General features: G+C 61.0%; 12 protein-coding genes. All 12 read left to right on the top strand.

Features of this window, described 5'->3' with window-relative positions; genetic code table 11:
• Positions 1-160: 160 nt before the first annotated feature.
• The 12 genes from Q8O96_RS24095 to nuoC all read left to right on the top strand — a co-directional run bounded on the left by Q8O96_RS24095 (position 161) and on the right by nuoC (position 14301).
• Positions 161-2386: an NADP-dependent isocitrate dehydrogenase gene (locus Q8O96_RS24095; RefSeq protein WP_305949532.1), complete on the top strand. Its 2226-nt coding sequence runs from the start codon at positions 161-163 to the stop codon at positions 2384-2386.
• A 161-nt stretch (positions 2387-2547) separates the two neighbouring features.
• Positions 2548-2994: an NUDIX hydrolase gene (locus Q8O96_RS24090; RefSeq protein WP_115580497.1), complete on the top strand. Its 447-nt coding sequence runs from the start codon at positions 2548-2550 to the stop codon at positions 2992-2994.
• Positions 2995-3065: 71 nt separating this feature from the next.
• Entirely contained in the window at positions 3066-4199 is a 1134-nt protein-coding gene (mnmA, locus tag Q8O96_RS24085) for a tRNA 2-thiouridine(34) synthase MnmA (RefSeq protein WP_102864724.1), read from the top strand.
• The gene (hflD, locus tag Q8O96_RS24080) at positions 4196-4819 is read left to right on the top strand and encodes a high frequency lysogenization protein HflD (RefSeq protein ID WP_025126594.1); all 624 of its coding nucleotides are present in this window, start codon (positions 4196-4198) and stop codon (positions 4817-4819) included. The genes mnmA and hflD overlap by 4 nt, the downstream gene beginning before the upstream one ends.
• Before the next feature lie 119 nt (positions 4820-4938).
• Positions 4939-6309 carry an adenylosuccinate lyase gene (purB, locus tag Q8O96_RS24075; RefSeq protein WP_102864723.1) on the top strand — a complete coding sequence of 457 codons (1371 nt, stop codon included), beginning with the start codon at positions 4939-4941 and terminating at the stop codon, positions 6307-6309.
• 83 nt (positions 6310-6392) lie between these two features.
• A complete protein-coding gene (locus Q8O96_RS24070; protein WP_102864722.1) occupies positions 6393-7559 on the top strand; it encodes a cupin domain-containing protein in 1167 nt (388 codons plus the stop codon).
• Positions 7552-7974, top strand: coding sequence for a GNAT family N-acetyltransferase (locus tag Q8O96_RS24065; RefSeq protein ID WP_102864721.1), 423 nt, complete (start codon positions 7552-7554; stop codon positions 7972-7974). The genes Q8O96_RS24070 and Q8O96_RS24065 overlap by 8 nt, the downstream gene beginning before the upstream one ends.
• 176 nt (positions 7975-8150) lie before the next feature.
• Positions 8151-8906 (top strand): secretin N-terminal domain-containing protein, encoded by a 756-nt coding sequence (locus tag Q8O96_RS24060; protein WP_102864720.1) that lies wholly within the window; start codon positions 8151-8153, stop codon positions 8904-8906.
• 514 nt (positions 8907-9420) lie between these two features.
• Complete coding sequence (gene aceA, locus Q8O96_RS24055; protein ID WP_025126589.1) at positions 9421-10746, top strand: isocitrate lyase; 1326 nt, start codon at positions 9421-9423, stop codon at positions 10744-10746.
• A 604-nt stretch (positions 10747-11350) separates the two neighbouring features.
• Positions 11351-11764: an NADH-quinone oxidoreductase subunit A gene (locus Q8O96_RS24050; RefSeq protein WP_011062185.1), complete on the top strand. Its 414-nt coding sequence runs from the start codon at positions 11351-11353 to the stop codon at positions 11762-11764.
• Between the two features lie 10 nt (positions 11765-11774).
• Positions 11775-12449, top strand: coding sequence for an NADH-quinone oxidoreductase subunit B family protein (locus tag Q8O96_RS24045; protein WP_305949531.1), 675 nt, complete (start codon positions 11775-11777; stop codon positions 12447-12449).
• A gap of 70 nt (positions 12450-12519) precedes the next feature.
• Entirely contained in the window at positions 12520-14301 is a 1782-nt protein-coding gene (nuoC, locus tag Q8O96_RS24040) for an NADH-quinone oxidoreductase subunit C/D (RefSeq protein WP_102864719.1), read from the top strand.
• The last annotated feature ends 2 nt before the right edge of the window (positions 14302-14303 follow it).

Raw genomic sequence — 14303 nt, 5'->3', positions numbered from 1 at the left:
GTTACCGCAGCCCACCCGCTTGACGCTCGACTGATGCACCCAACATCACCGCGAAGAAACCTCGACATTCGGCTCATGGATGACCTTTGAACGAAAGCGCTTACCCGGCGCACCTCGAGTTTCTGCGCACGCTTTAGCAAAGAAGAGAGTTAATCCGAATATGCCCACCCGCTCGAAGATCATCTACACCTTCACCGACGAAGCCCCGGCCCTCGCCACCTATTCCCTGCTGCCTATCGTAGAAGCCTTCACCGCTTCGGCTGATATCGCCGTGGAAACCCGCGACATCTCCCTGGCCGGCCGCATCCTCGCCAGCTTCCCTGAGCAGTTGGGTGCCAAAGCGGTACCGGACCACCTTGCCGAACTGGGCGAACTGGCCGTTACCCCGGAAGCCAACATCATCAAGCTGCCGAACATCAGCGCCTCGGTACCGCAACTGCAAGCCGCGATCAAGGAACTGCAGGCCCAGGGCTATGCCCTGCCGGACTACCCGGAAACCGTGACCTGCGACGCCGACAAAGACGCCAAGGCGCGTTACGACAAGGTCAAGGGCAGCGCCGTGAACCCGGTCCTGCGTGAAGGCAACTCCGACCGCCGCGCTCCGCTGTCGGTGAAGAACTACGCGCGCAAGCACCCGCACAAGATGGGCGCCTGGGCCAAGGACTCCAAGTCCCACGCTGCCCACATGAGCAACGGCGACTTCTACGGCAGCGAAAAAGCCGCGCTGATCGAAGCCGCAGACAGCGTCAAGATCGAACTGATCGCCCAAGACGGCACCGCCACCGTCCTGAAAGAAAAAACCACCGTGCAAGCCGGTGAGATCCTCGACTGCGCCGTGATGAGCAAAAAGGCCCTGCGCGCCTTCATCGCCGCCGAAATCGAAGACGCCAAGAAACAAGGCGTACTGCTGTCGGTGCACCTCAAAGCCACCATGATGAAAGTCTCCGACCCAATCATGTTCGGCCAGATCGTTGCCGAGTTCTATCAGGACGCCCTGAGCAAGCACGCCGCCGTCCTGCAAGAAATCGGCTTCAACCTGAACAACGGCATCGGCGACCTGTACGCCCGCATCAAGGCCCTGCCGGCCGATCAGCAAGCCGCGATCGAAGCCGACATCCAGGCCGTCTATGCAGCCCGCCCGGCCCTGGCCATGGTCAACTCCGATAAAGGCATCACCAACCTGCACGTGCCGAGCGACGTGATCGTCGACGCCTCGATGCCGGCGATGATCCGTGACTCCGGCAAGATGTGGGGCACCGACGGCCAACTGCACGACACCAAGGCAGTGATCCCGGACCGTTGCTACGCCACCATCTACCAGGCCGTGATCGAAGACTGCAAAGCCAATGGCGCGTTCGATCCGACCACCATGGGCAGCGTGCCGAACGTCGGCCTGATGGCGAAAAAAGCCGAAGAATACGGCTCCCACGACAAGACCTTCGAAATCAAGGCTGATGGCGTGGTTCGCGTGACCGACAGCCAAGGCAAGCTGCTGCTGGAGCAGAAAGTCGAAGCCGGCGACATCTTCCGCATGTGTCAGACCAAAGACGCACCGATCCAGGACTGGGTCAAGCTGGCCGTCAACCGTGCTCGCGCCAGCAGCACCCCAGCGATCTTCTGGCTGGACCCGATGCGCGCCCACGACGGCGTGATGATCGAAAAAGTTCAGGCCTACCTGAAGGATCACGACACCAGCGACCTGGACATCCGCATCATGTCCCCGGTTGAAGCCATGAAGTTCACCCTGGCCCGCACCCGTGACGGCAAGGACACCATCTCGGTGACCGGCAACGTACTGCGCGACTACCTGACCGACCTGTTCCCGATCATGGAACTGGGCACCAGCGCCAAGATGCTGTCGATCGTGCCACTGATGAACGGTGGCGGCCTGTTCGAAACCGGCGCCGGCGGTTCGGCCCCGAAGCACGTGCAACAGCTGCTGGAAGAGAACTTCCTGCGCTGGGATTCCCTGGGTGAGTTCCTGGCCCTGGCCGCTTCCCTCGAGCACCTGGGCAACACCTACAACAACCCGAAAGCCCTGGTACTGGCCAAGACCCTGGACCAGGCTACCGGTCAGTTCCTCGACAACAACAAGTCGCCATCGCGCAAAGTCGGCAACATCGACAACCGCGGCAGCCACTTCTACCTGGCGCTGTACTGGGCACAAGCCCTGGCCGCCCAGACCGAGGATGCTGCCCTGCAAGCGCAGTTCAGCACCCTGGCCAAGACCCTGACCGAGAACGAAGCGACCATCGTCGCCGAGCTCAACGCCGTACAGGGCAAGCCTGTGGACATCGGTGGCTACTACAGCGCCAACCCTGAGCTGGTGAGCCAGGCCATGCGCCCGAGCACCACCCTCAACGCGGCCATCGCTGCGCTGGTGTAAGCAGAAGCGAACACACAAACCCCGGCCCCGCGCCGGGGTTTGTGCTTCTGGGCCCACAAGCAGCCGGCTTGTCGGCGAACGCCTCCACGCCGGACATGCGGCGCTCGCTTCGCCGACAAGCCGCCGCCTAAAATGCCCGCCTCTTATAAAGGAGTGCCCTTATGGAATGGCAACCCCATATCACTGTCGCCACCATCGTCGAAGACCAGGGCCGCTTCCTGTTCGTCGAGGAATACTCGGGCGAACAGGCCGTGCTCAATCAGCCTGCCGGACACCTGGATGCCAATGAAAGCCTGCTCCAGGCGGCCATCCGCGAAACCCTGGAGGAAACCGGCTGGGACGTGGAGTTGACCGGCGTGGTCGGCATCTACCTGTACACCGCCCCCAGCAACGGCGTGACTTACCAGCGCGTGTGCTTCGCCGCCAAGCCACTGCGCCACCGTCCGGACTATCAGCTGGACGACGGCATCATCGGCCCACGCTGGATGAGCCGCGAGCAACTGCTGGAGCAACGGGCCAACTGGCGCAGCGAGCTGATCCTGCAGTGCCTGGACGATTACCTGGACGGCCAACTGCACAGCCTGGCGCTGATCCGACCAATGCTTTAACCGCAGTTTTAGCCTTGCAGGCCTCAGCCTGTTAGAATCGCGTCCTTTTTCAAGACACCCATTGAATTCCTATGCGTGATCCAGCCCCTTCTGACACCCAAAAGAAGCGCGTCATTGTCGGCATGTCCGGCGGCGTGGATTCTTCCGTTTCCGCCCTCCTGCTGATGGAGCAGGGATACCAGGTGGAAGGCCTGTTCATGAAGAACTGGGAGGAAGACGACGGAACCGAGTACTGCACCGCCATGGACGACCTGGCGGATGCCCAGGCCGTGTGCGACAAGCTTGGCATCAAGCTGCACACCGCCAACTTCGCCGCCGAGTACTGGGACAACGTGTTCGAGCACTTCCTGGCCGAATACAAGGCCGGTCGCACGCCGAACCCGGACATCCTCTGCAACCGCGAAATCAAGTTCAAGGCGTTCCTCGACTACGCCATGATGCTCGGCGCCGACCTGATCGCCACCGGCCACTATGTGCGCCGTCGCGACATCGACGGCCGCACCGAACTGCTCAAGGGCCTGGACCCGAACAAGGACCAGAGCTACTTCCTGCATGCCGTGGGCGGCGAGCAGATCGCCAAGACCCTGTTCCCGGTGGGCGAGCTGGAAAAACCCGAAGTACGCGCCATCGCCGAGAAACACGACCTGGCCACGGCAAAGAAGAAAGACTCCACCGGCATCTGCTTTATCGGTGAGCGGCGCTTCAGCGACTTCCTCAAGCAATACCTGCCGGCCCAGCCCGGCGAGATCAAGACCACCGAAGGTGAAGTCATCGGCCGCCATCACGGCCTGATGTACCACACCATCGGCCAACGCCAGGGCCTGGGCATCGGCGGCCTGAAAGACGCCGGCGAAGAGCCGTGGTACGTGTTGATCAAGGACCTGGAGCACAACGAGTTGATCGTTGGCCAGGGCAACGATCACCCATGGCTGTTCTCTCGCGCCCTGCTGGCTTCCGACATCTATTGGGTCAACCCTATCGACCTGAGCCAGCCACGGCGCCTGACCGCCAAGGTGCGCTACCGCCAGAGCGACCAGCCCTGCACCCTGGAAAAGACCGCCAACGGCTACCGCGCCACCTTCGACGACCCGCAGCGCGCCGTAACCCCCGGCCAGTCCGTGGTGTTCTACGACGGTGAAATCTGCCTTGGCGGCGGCGTCATCGAAGTCGCCGAACCCTGGAGCAGCAAGGACGTCCGTCCATGAGCCCGATTCAGGAGCAACTGACGGCGCTGGGTGGGGTATTCCTCGCAGCGGTGCTGGTGGACCGCATCGCCAAGACCGGCCAGGTCAGCGAAGCTGCCTTGAGCTGCATGCTCGGCAGCCTGCTGATCCGTGATCCGAAGGACACCCTAGAAGTCTATGGCGGCGACGACATCAACCTGCGCGAGGGCTACCGCGCCCTGATCGGCGCCCTGGAGCGCGACCCCAGCACTCTGCAACGCGAGCCGCTGCGCTACGCCTTGTCGATGCTTGGCCTGGAACGTCAGTTGGCCAAGCGCGAAGACCTGCTGGAAACCATCGGCAAGCGCCTGCCGCAGATCCAGTCCCAGGTCGAACACTTCGGCCCGGCCCACGAAAACGTCATTGCCGCGTGCGGCGGGCTGTACCAGGACACCCTGAGCACCCTGCGCCAGCGCATTCAGGTACATGGCGACATGCGCAACCTGCAGCAACCGAGCAATGCCTCGAAAATTCGCGCCCTGCTGCTGGCCGGCATTCGTTCCGCACGCCTGTGGCGCCAGTTGGGCGGCCATCGCTGGCAACTGGTGATCAGCCGGCGCAAATTGCTCAAAGAGCTTTATCCATTGATGCGCAGCAGCTGAGCTGCGCCTGATTTTTCAAGAGCTGCGCGTAAGACGCTGGTCAGTTGGCAACGGACCTGCGGATATTTTCATGTATGATACGCGCCCCATTTCGTTGCCCGACTGTCCGAGAACACCCCATGCAGCTCTCTTCGCTCACTGCGGTTTCCCCTGTTGACGGCCGCTACGCCGGCAAAACCCAGGCCCTGCGCCCCATTTTCAGCGAATACGGCCTGATCCGTGCTCGCGTCCTCGTTGAAGTGCGCTGGCTCCAGCGCCTGGCCGCCCACAGCGCCATCAGCGAAGTGCCGGCGTTCTCCGCCGAAGCCAACGCCGTCCTCAATGCCCTGGCAGAGAACTTCTCCCTAGAGCACGCCGAGCGCGTCAAAGAGATCGAGCGCACCACCAACCACGACGTCAAGGCCATCGAGTACCTGCTCAAGGAACAAGCCGCCAAGCTGCCTGAGCTGGCCAACGTCAGTGAGTTCATACACTTCGCCTGCACCAGCGAGGACATCAACAACCTGTCCCACGCCCTGATGCTGCGCGAAGGCCGTGATGACGTGATGCTGCCGCTGATGCGCCAGACCGCCAACGCCATCCGCGAACTGGCGATCCGCTTCGCCGAAGTGCCGATGCTGTCGCGCACCCACGGCCAGCCGGCCTCGCCGACCACCCTGGGCAAGGAACTGGCCAACGTCGTGTACCGTCTGGAGCGCCAGATCGCTCAGGTCGCCGCCGTGCCACTGCTGGGCAAGATCAACGGCGCCGTGGGCAACTACAACGCCCACCTGTCGGCCTATCCGGACATCGACTGGGAAGCCAATGCCCGCGCCTTCATCGAAGACGAGCTGGGCCTGGCCTTCAACCCCTACACCACGCAGATCGAGCCGCACGACTACATTGCCGAGCTGTTCGATGCCATCGCCCGCTTCAACACCATCCTGATCGACTTCGATCGCGATATCTGGGGCTACATCTCCCTGGGCTACTTCAAGCAACGCACCATTGCCGGCGAAATCGGTTCCTCGACCATGCCGCACAAGGTCAACCCGATCGACTTCGAAAACTCCGAAGGCAACCTGGGGATCGCCAACGCCCTGTTCCAGCACCTGGCGAGCAAGCTGCCGATCTCACGCTGGCAGCGCGACCTGACCGACTCCACCGTCCTGCGCAACCTGGGCGTGGGCTTCGCTCACAGCGTGATCGCCTACGAAGCCAGCCTAAAAGGCATCAGCAAACTGGAGCTCAACGCTTCGAGGATCGCCGAAGACCTGGACGCTTGCTGGGAAGTCCTGGCCGAGCCGATTCAGACCGTGATGCGTCGCTACAACATCGAAAATCCGTACGAAAAGCTCAAGGAACTGACCCGCGGCAAGGGCATCAGCCCTGAAGCGCTGCAGACTTTCATCGACGGGCTGGACATGCCGGCCGCGGCCAAGGCCGAGCTGAAGCAGCTCACCCCGGCCAGTTACATCGGCAATGCCGCGGCCCAGGCCAAGCGCATCTGACCGACTGCTCGACCTTTTGACGCCCGGCCGCGCCGGGCGTTTTTATTCCTGCTAGAAAAGTAAACTTTTTCAATAGGTTACAAATGAATCCTGACATTCCACTTCAACTTCTGGGCGGCATCACTGCACGGGAATTTCTGCGTGACTACTGGCAGAAGAAGCCCCTGCTGATCCGTCAGGCCCTGCCTGACTTCGAAAGCCCGATCGAACCTGACGAACTGGCCGGCCTGGCCCTGGAAGAAGAAGTCGAATCGCGCCTGGTGATCGAGAAAGGCGAACGTCCATGGGAACTGCGCCGCGGCCCGTTCGCCGAAGACGAGTTCAGCAAGCTGCCAGAGCGCGACTGGACCCTGCTGGTCCAGGCCGTGGACCAGTTCGTCCCGGAAGTCGCCGAGCTGCTGGAGCACTTCCGCTTCCTGCCGAGCTGGCGCATCGATGACGTGATGATCAGCTTCGCCGCACCGGGCGGTAACGTCGGCCCGCACTTTGACAACTACGACGTGTTCCTGCTGCAAGGCCACGGCAAGCGCAACTGGAAGATCGGCCAGATGTGCGACTCCGAGAGCCCGCTGCTGCAGCACGCGGACCTGCGCATCCTCGCCGAATTCGAAGAGACCGAAAGCTGGGTCCTGGAGCCGGGCGATATGCTCTACCTACCCCCACGCCTGGCCCACTACGGCGTCGCGCTGAACGACTGCATGACCTACTCGGTGGGCTTCCGCGCCCCGAGCGCCGCTGAAGTGCTGACTCACTTCACCGACTTCCTCGGCCAGTTCCTGCCGGACGAAGAGCGCTACACCGACGCCGACGTGCAGCCGGCCAGCGACCCGCACCAGATCCAGCAGGACGCCCTCGATCGCCTCAAGGGCCTGCTGGCCGAGCACATGAGCGACGAACGCCTGCTGCTGACCTGGTTCGGCCAGTTCATGACCGAGCCACGCTACCCGGAACTGGTGGTCGGCCCGGAACTGGAAGAGGACGACCTGCTGGGCAGCCTGGAACAGGGCGCGATCCTGATCCGCAATCCAAGCGCACGCCTGGCCTGGTCGGAGGTCGATGAAGACCTGCTGCTGTTCGCCAGCGGCCAAAGTCGCCTGCTTCCCGGTAAACTGCGCGAGCTGCTGAAAATGATTTGCGCCGCCGACGCCCTGCATATCGACAACCTCGGCCCTTGGCTGGCGGATGAAGATGGGCGCGGCCTGCTGTGTGAACTGGTCAAGCAAGGGAGCCTGGGGTTTGCCGATGAATAAGATTCACGTACGTGTCGCAGACTGGCAAAAGGATAACGCCGAGATCCGGCGCATTCGTGAAGCAGTGTTCATTGCCGAGCAATCGGTTCCGCCCGAACTGGAGTGGGACGCCGACGACGACAGCGCGGTGCACTTTCTGGCCTGCGAGGGTGATTTCCCTATCGGTACCGCGCGCCTGCTGCCGGACGGCCATGTCGGCCGGGTCTCGGTACTCAAGGACTGGCGCGGCCTCAAGGTCGGCGATGCGCTGATGCGCGCAGTGATCGACGAAGCCGAGAAGCGCGGCCTGAAGCAACAGATGCTCAGCGCCCAGGTCCAGGCCACACCGTTCTACGAGCGCTTGGGCTTCTCGATTGTCAGCGAGGAATTCCTCGAAGCGGGAATCCCCCACGTCGACATGGTTCGCGGCGCCTGACCGACAAGCCCCAGCGGCAATGGCCAGAGCGAACGCCCCGCCATCCCCTTGCGCCCACCAGGCGCAAGACCAGGATGCCGGGGCGTTTTGCCGTCTAGGATTCAACTTGCCCCACCCAAAGCCGACAAAGTGTCAAACTCAAGGCTTTACGCCAGCTACTCGCGGAGATAACGGATATGTCCCTACGCACCTTGCTCACGACGCTGCTGCTGACCTTCAGCTGCTCGGTCATGGCCGCCACCGAGATCGTGCCCCTTAACAACCGCACCAGCGCCGACCTGCTGCCGGTGGCGCAGAATTTTCTGGGCAAGGACGGCAAGGTCAGCGCCTATGGCAACCAGCTGATCGTCAACGCCGAGCCGGGCAAGATCGCCGAACTGCGGGCCTTCATTGCGCAACTGGATACCGCGGCCAAGCGTCTGCTGATCACCGTCGACACCAACGAGAACAACTTCCAGGATAACCAGGGTTATTCGGTCAATGGTGCACCGCAAACGCGCATCATCAATCGCAGCACCGAGAGCCGCGATGGCGGCATCCAACAGGTCCAGGCCAGCGAAGGCGTGCCGGCGCTGATCCAGGTTGGCCAGAGCGTACCCCTGACCACCACCCAGACCGATCCCTACGGTCGCCTGCAAAACCAGACCCAATACCGCAACGTCACCCAGGGCTTCTACGTGACAGCCAGCGTCACCGGCGAGACCGTGCACCTGAGTATCAGCACCAACCGCGACCGTATGAGCCAGGAACGCCCTGATGTAGTGAACGTGCAAAGTACCGACACAACTGTCAGTGGGCGCCTCGGCGAGTGGATCACCCTGGCCGGGGTCAATCGCCAGACCCAGGCCGACAAGCAGGCCCTGGGGCGCAGCTACTCGACTCAAGGACGGGATGACATGACCTTGCGCGTCAAGGTCGACGCCTTGGACTAAAGCACCAAAAACTGACTGATTAGTCGTATTAGACCAAAGATGTAGTGCCATAAAAAAAGCACTACAAAACATTTGACGAGCCAAAAAACCGCGGGCATGATGGCCTCGCTCCCGCTAATCAGGGGCCCTGGCAAGGGCCTTCGGATCGCCGCTCTAACCTACCCACCTGAGCCGATTCGTGTCTGTACTGCCCACAAGGTGTGTTTGACGAGATTGCGACTGGAACGAAGTTGTCCCGAGGGACGGAAGCGTATTTAGGTCGATCGGCAACACACTGATGGAACGCACCAAGGCCCACGACGCCCGCATGCGCACCGCAGCTCGCCTTCACCTGCTCACTCTCCCCTCGAGCCCATCGTTCACCCGTCGCCATCCCCGCCAGACCCGACTGGACCGCCTAAGCTTCCTGGTCAGCGAGCAGCCTTCCACGCAACGTTACGACGCGTGATCGGCGGAGCCGGAATTCTCCAACCAAGAACGACTTTTTACACAAGACGCGACGAGGTTTATCTCCATGGCACTGACACGCGAACAGCAAATTGCAGCCCTTGAAAAAGACTGGGCTGAAAACCCGCGCTGGAAAGGCGTGACTCGCACTTATTCCGCTGCCGACGTGGTCCGTCTGCGTGGTTCGGTCCAACCCGAGCACACCCTGGCACGCATGGGCGCCGAGAAGCTCTGGAACCTGGTCACCCAAGGTGCCAAGCCGTCCTTCCGTCCTGAGAAAGATTTCGTCAACTGCATGGGCGCCCTGACCGGCGGCCAGGCTGTTCAACAGGTCAAAGCCGGCATCCAGGCCATCTACCTGTCCGGCTGGCAAGTGGCTGCGGACAACAACTCCGCCGAATCCATGTACCCCGACCAGTCGCTGTACCCGGTGGATTCGGTTCCGACCGTGGTCAAGCGCATCAACAACTCGTTCCGTCGTGCCGACCAGATCCAGTGGAAAGCCGGCAAGAACCCGGGCGACGACGGCTACATCGACTACTTCGCGCCAATCGTGGCCGACGCTGAAGCCGGTTTCGGCGGCGTGCTGAACGCCTACGAGCTGATGAAGAGCATGATCGAAGCGGGCGCCGCCGGCGTTCACTTCGAAGACCAACTGGCTTCCGTGAAGAAGTGCGGCCACATGGGCGGCAAGGTGCTGGTTCCAACCCAGGAAGCCGTACAGAAGCTGACCGCTGCCCGCCTGGCGGCAGACGTTGCCGGTGTACCGACCATCATCCTGGCCCGTACCGACGCCAACGCTGCTGACCTGCTGACTTCGGACTGCGACCCGTACGACCAGCCGTTCGTGACCGGCACTCGCACCCAGGAAGGCTTCTACAAAGTAAAAGCCGGTCTGGATCAAGCGATCGCCCGCGGCCTGGCTTACGCTCCGTACGCCGACCTGATCTGGTGCGAAACCGCCAAGCCGGACCTGGACGAAGCCCGTCGTTTCGCCGAAGCGATCAAGAAGGAATACCCGGACCAAATCCTGTCGTACAACTGCTCGCCTTCCTTCAACTGGAAGAAAAACCTGGACGACGCGACCATCGCCAAGTTCCAGCGCGAACTGTCCGCCATGGGTTACAAGCACCAGTTCATCACCCTGGCCGGTATCCACAACATGTGGCACAGCATGTTCAACCTGGCGCACGACTACGCCCGCAACGACATGACTGCCTACGTGAAGCTGCAAGAGCAGGAATTCGCTGACGCCGCCAAAGGCTACACCTTCGTGGCTCACCAGCAGGAAGTGGGCACCGGCTACTTCGACGACATGACTACCGTGATCCAGGGTGGTTCGTCCTCGGTAACCGCTCTGACCGGCTCCACCGAAGAAGAGCAGTTCCATTGATCCCAGGCCTCGCGCCTTGATCGAGCGGCCAATGCAGGCCCGGTAAAAACAACTGCATTGCTGTACAACTGACGCCCCGACTGGTTCGGGGCGTTTTTTTGCCCGCCAAACCTGCAACAGCCAGCTTGCCGGCGAACCGCTCCCCTGCGCCCCCCCCTCAAAAACCTCGAGGTGCCCGGCCCCTGCAAGAAAGCTCGCCAAACATTGATCCAGAGCGGTGTTACCCAGAGCGAAACAGGTTAAAAGGTGCGCCCCTGCTACTTGCAGTAACAGGGATATAACAAGCAACTTTCCCACTCCCCGAAGGAAAGCAGATTAAAACAACACCTAAACAATATTGATTATCATTTAGCTGCTATAACTTTCGTTGCAGCAGCAACAAAACATAATTAACAAAACCTCCCCTAATGCCCACAGGCCGCGGCTTACGGGGCTACAGAGGTGAGCTATGTCCTTATTACGATAAACAATTTCGCTTTAGAAATTTTACTTGCCCGGTGTTTAGCCATAAAATCAGCGCGATTGATTGCGCTGCGACATATCGTCACTGCTTTATTTCTTTATCAAGCTCAGAGACTCTTGCTCTCTGTTAAGGATTACCAGCATGCCCGAAGCGACAGGACTCATGGCCCACAACTGGGGCTTTGCCATTTTCCTTCTGGGTGTTGTCGGCCTTTGTGCCTTCATGCTCGGCGTCTCCAGCCTCCTCGGGTCAAAAGCCTGGGGCCGCAGCAAAAACGAACCGTTCGAGTCCGGCATGCTACCTACCGGTGGCGCCCGCTTGCGGCTCTCAGCCAAATTCTATCTGGTCGCGATGCTCTTCGTGATCTTCGATATCGAAGCCCTCTTTCTCTTTGCCTGGTCTGTGTCCGTCCGCGAAAGCGGCTGGACCGGATTCGTCGAAGCTCTCGTTTTCATAGCAATTCTGTTGGCAGGTCTTGTCTACCTTTGGCGAGTGGGGGCTCTTGACTGGGCTCCGGAAGGTCGTCGTAAGCGGCAGGCGAAGCTAAAACAATGAGGCTTTGGCGATGCAATACAATCTCACCAGGATCGACCCCGATGCTCCTAACGATCAGTACCCGATCGGCGAACGGGAAACCGTTTCCGATCCGTTAGAGGATCAGGTCCACAAAAACATCTTCATGGGCAAGCTGGAAGACGTGCTGAGCGGCACGGTCAACTGGGGGCGTAAGAACTCCCTGTGGCCGTACAACTTCGGTCTGTCCTGCTGCTACGTGGAAATGACCACTGCCTTCACGGCGCCCCACGACATCGCGCGCTTTGGCGCCGAGGTTATCCGGGCATCGCCGCGTCAGGCGGATTTCATGGTTATTGCCGGCACCTGCTTCATCAAAATGGCGCCGATCATCCAGCGTCTCTATGAGCAAATGCTCGAGCCCAAATGGGTTATCTCCATGGGTTCGTGCGCCAACTCCGGTGGCATGTACGACATCTACTCCGTAGTTCAGGGGGTGGACAAGTTCCTGCCCGTGGACGTCTACGTACCTGGCTGCCCGCCCCGCCCCGAAGCATTCCTGCAAGGCTTGATGCTGTTGCAAGAATCCATTGGCCAGGAGCGTCGCCCACTGTCCTGGGTCGTCGGTGATCAAGGCGTATATCGCGCCGAGATGCCGTCGCAAAAGGAGCAGCGCCGCGAACAGCGTATTCAGGTCACCAACCTGCGCAGCCCTGACGAAGTCTGATCCAGATCTGTTCTGACAAAGAAACGACACTGGCTTCACTCTTTACGTTGACCGAAAGCGATAAAAAACCATGACTACAGGCAGTGCTCTGTACATCCCGCCTTATAAGGCTGACGACCAGGATGTGGTCGTCGAACTCAATAACCGTTTTGGCCCTGAGGCGTTCACCGCCCAGGCCACCCGCACCGGCATGCCGGTGCTGTGGGTTACCCGCTCCAAACTCGTTGAAATCCTGACCTTCCTGCGCAACCTGCCCAAGCCGTACGTCATGCTCTATGACCTGCATGGCGTGGACGAGCGCCTGCGCACCAAGCGTCAAGGCCTGCCGAGTGCCGATTTCAGCGTGTTCTACCACTTGCTGTCGATCGAACGTAACAGCGACGTGATGATCAAGGTGGCCCTGTCCGAAGGCGACCTCAGTCTGCCGACCGTGACCGGTATCTGGCCCAATGCCAACTGGTACGAGCGTGAAGTCTGGGACATGTTCGGCATCGACTTTGCCGGCCACCCTCACCTTTCGCGGATCATGATGCCGCCGACCTGGGAAGGTCACCCGCTGCGCAAGGACTTCCCGGCCCGCGCCACCGAGTTCGACCCGTTCAGCCTGACCCTGGCCAAGCAGCAGTTGGAAGAAGAAGCCGCGCGCTTCCGTCCAGAAGACTGGGGCATGAAGCGTTCCGGTGCCAACGAGGACTATATGTTCCTCAACCTGGGCCCGAACCACCCATCGGCCCACGGTGCGTTCCGCATCATCCTGCAGCTGGACGGTGAAGAGATCGTCGACTGCGTTCCGGACATCGGCTACCACCACCGTGGTGCTGAGAAAATGGCCGAGCGTCAGTCCTGGCACAGCTTCATCCCTTACACCGACCGTATCGACTACCTCGGCGGGGTGATGAACAACCTGCCGTACGTGCTCTCGGTCGAGAAGCTGGCCGGCATCAAGGTACCGGAGAAGGTCGACGTCATCCGCATCATGATGGCCGAGTTCTTCCGCATCACCAGCCACCTGCTGTTCCTGGGTACCTACATCCAGGACGTCGGAGCCATGACCCCGGTGTTCTTCACCTTCACCGACCGTCAGCGTGCCTACACCGTGATCGAAGCCATCACCGGCTTCCGTCTGCACCCGGCCTGGTACCGCATCGGCGGCGTCGCCCACGACCTGCCCCGCGGCTGGGAAAAGCTGGTCAAGGACTTCGTCGAATGGCTGCCCAAGCGCCTCGACGAGTACACCAAGGCTGCCCTGCAGAACAGCATCCTAAAGGGGCGGACCATCGGTGTCGCCGCCTACAACACCAAGGAGGCCCTGGAGTGGGGCGTCACCGGTGCCGGCCTGCGTTCCACCGGCTGCGATTTCGACCTGCGCAAGGCTCGTCCGTACTCCGGCTACGAGAACTTCGAGTTCGAAGTTCCACTGGCGGCCAACGGTGACGCCTACGACCGCTGCATGGTTCGCGTCGAGGAGATGCGCCAGAGCATCAAGATCATCGACCAGTGCCTGCGCAACATGCCGGAAGGCCCGTACAAGGCGGATCACCCGCTGACCACGCCGCCGCCGAAAGAGCGCACCCTGCAGCACATCGAAACCTTGATCACGCACTTCCTGCAGGTTTCGTGGGGCCCGGTGATGCCGGCCAACGAATCCTTCCAGATGATCGAAGCGACCAAGGGCATCAACAGTTATTACCTGACGAGCGATGGCGGCACCATGAGCTACCGCACCCGGATTCGCACCCCAAGCTTCGCCCACCTGCAGCAGATCCCTTCGGTGATCCGCGGCAGCATGGTCGCGGACTTGATCGCGTACCTGGGTAGTATCGACTTCGTTATGGCCGACGTGGACCGCTAAGC

This window comes from Pseudomonas sp. LPH60, assembly GCF_030718165.1.
GTDB lineage: Bacteria > Pseudomonadota > Gammaproteobacteria > Pseudomonadales > Pseudomonadaceae > Aquipseudomonas > Aquipseudomonas danubii.
Note: the sequence above shows the minus strand (reverse complement) of the source record. Positions and strands in the feature narration are given on the sequence as shown.

What these genes read in the sequence shown, in the direction of transcription:
- mnmA (WP_102864724.1), top strand. Translation starts at nt 3,066, where the DNA reads ATGCGTGATCCAGCCCCTTCTGACACCCAAAAGAAGCGCGTCATTGTC.
- Q8O96_RS24095 (WP_305949532.1), top strand. Translation starts at nt 161, where the DNA reads ATGCCCACCCGCTCGAAGATCATCTACACCTTCACCGACGAAGCCCCG.
- purB (WP_102864723.1), top strand. Translation starts at nt 4,939, where the DNA reads ATGCAGCTCTCTTCGCTCACTGCGGTTTCCCCTGTTGACGGCCGCTAC.
- Q8O96_RS24065 (WP_102864721.1), top strand. Translation starts at nt 7,552, where the DNA reads ATGAATAAGATTCACGTACGTGTCGCAGACTGGCAAAAGGATAACGCC.
- aceA (WP_025126589.1), top strand. Translation starts at nt 9,421, where the DNA reads ATGGCACTGACACGCGAACAGCAAATTGCAGCCCTTGAAAAAGACTGG.
- nuoC (WP_102864719.1), top strand. Translation starts at nt 12,520, where the DNA reads ATGACTACAGGCAGTGCTCTGTACATCCCGCCTTATAAGGCTGACGAC.
- Q8O96_RS24090 (WP_115580497.1), top strand. Translation starts at nt 2,548, where the DNA reads ATGGAATGGCAACCCCATATCACTGTCGCCACCATCGTCGAAGACCAG.
- Q8O96_RS24070 (WP_102864722.1), top strand. Translation starts at nt 6,393, where the DNA reads ATGAATCCTGACATTCCACTTCAACTTCTGGGCGGCATCACTGCACGG.
- hflD (WP_025126594.1), top strand. Translation starts at nt 4,196, where the DNA reads ATGAGCCCGATTCAGGAGCAACTGACGGCGCTGGGTGGGGTATTCCTC.
- Q8O96_RS24050 (WP_011062185.1), top strand. Translation starts at nt 11,351, where the DNA reads ATGCCCGAAGCGACAGGACTCATGGCCCACAACTGGGGCTTTGCCATT.
- Q8O96_RS24045 (WP_305949531.1), top strand. Translation starts at nt 11,775, where the DNA reads ATGCAATACAATCTCACCAGGATCGACCCCGATGCTCCTAACGATCAG.
- Q8O96_RS24060 (WP_102864720.1), top strand. Translation starts at nt 8,151, where the DNA reads ATGTCCCTACGCACCTTGCTCACGACGCTGCTGCTGACCTTCAGCTGC.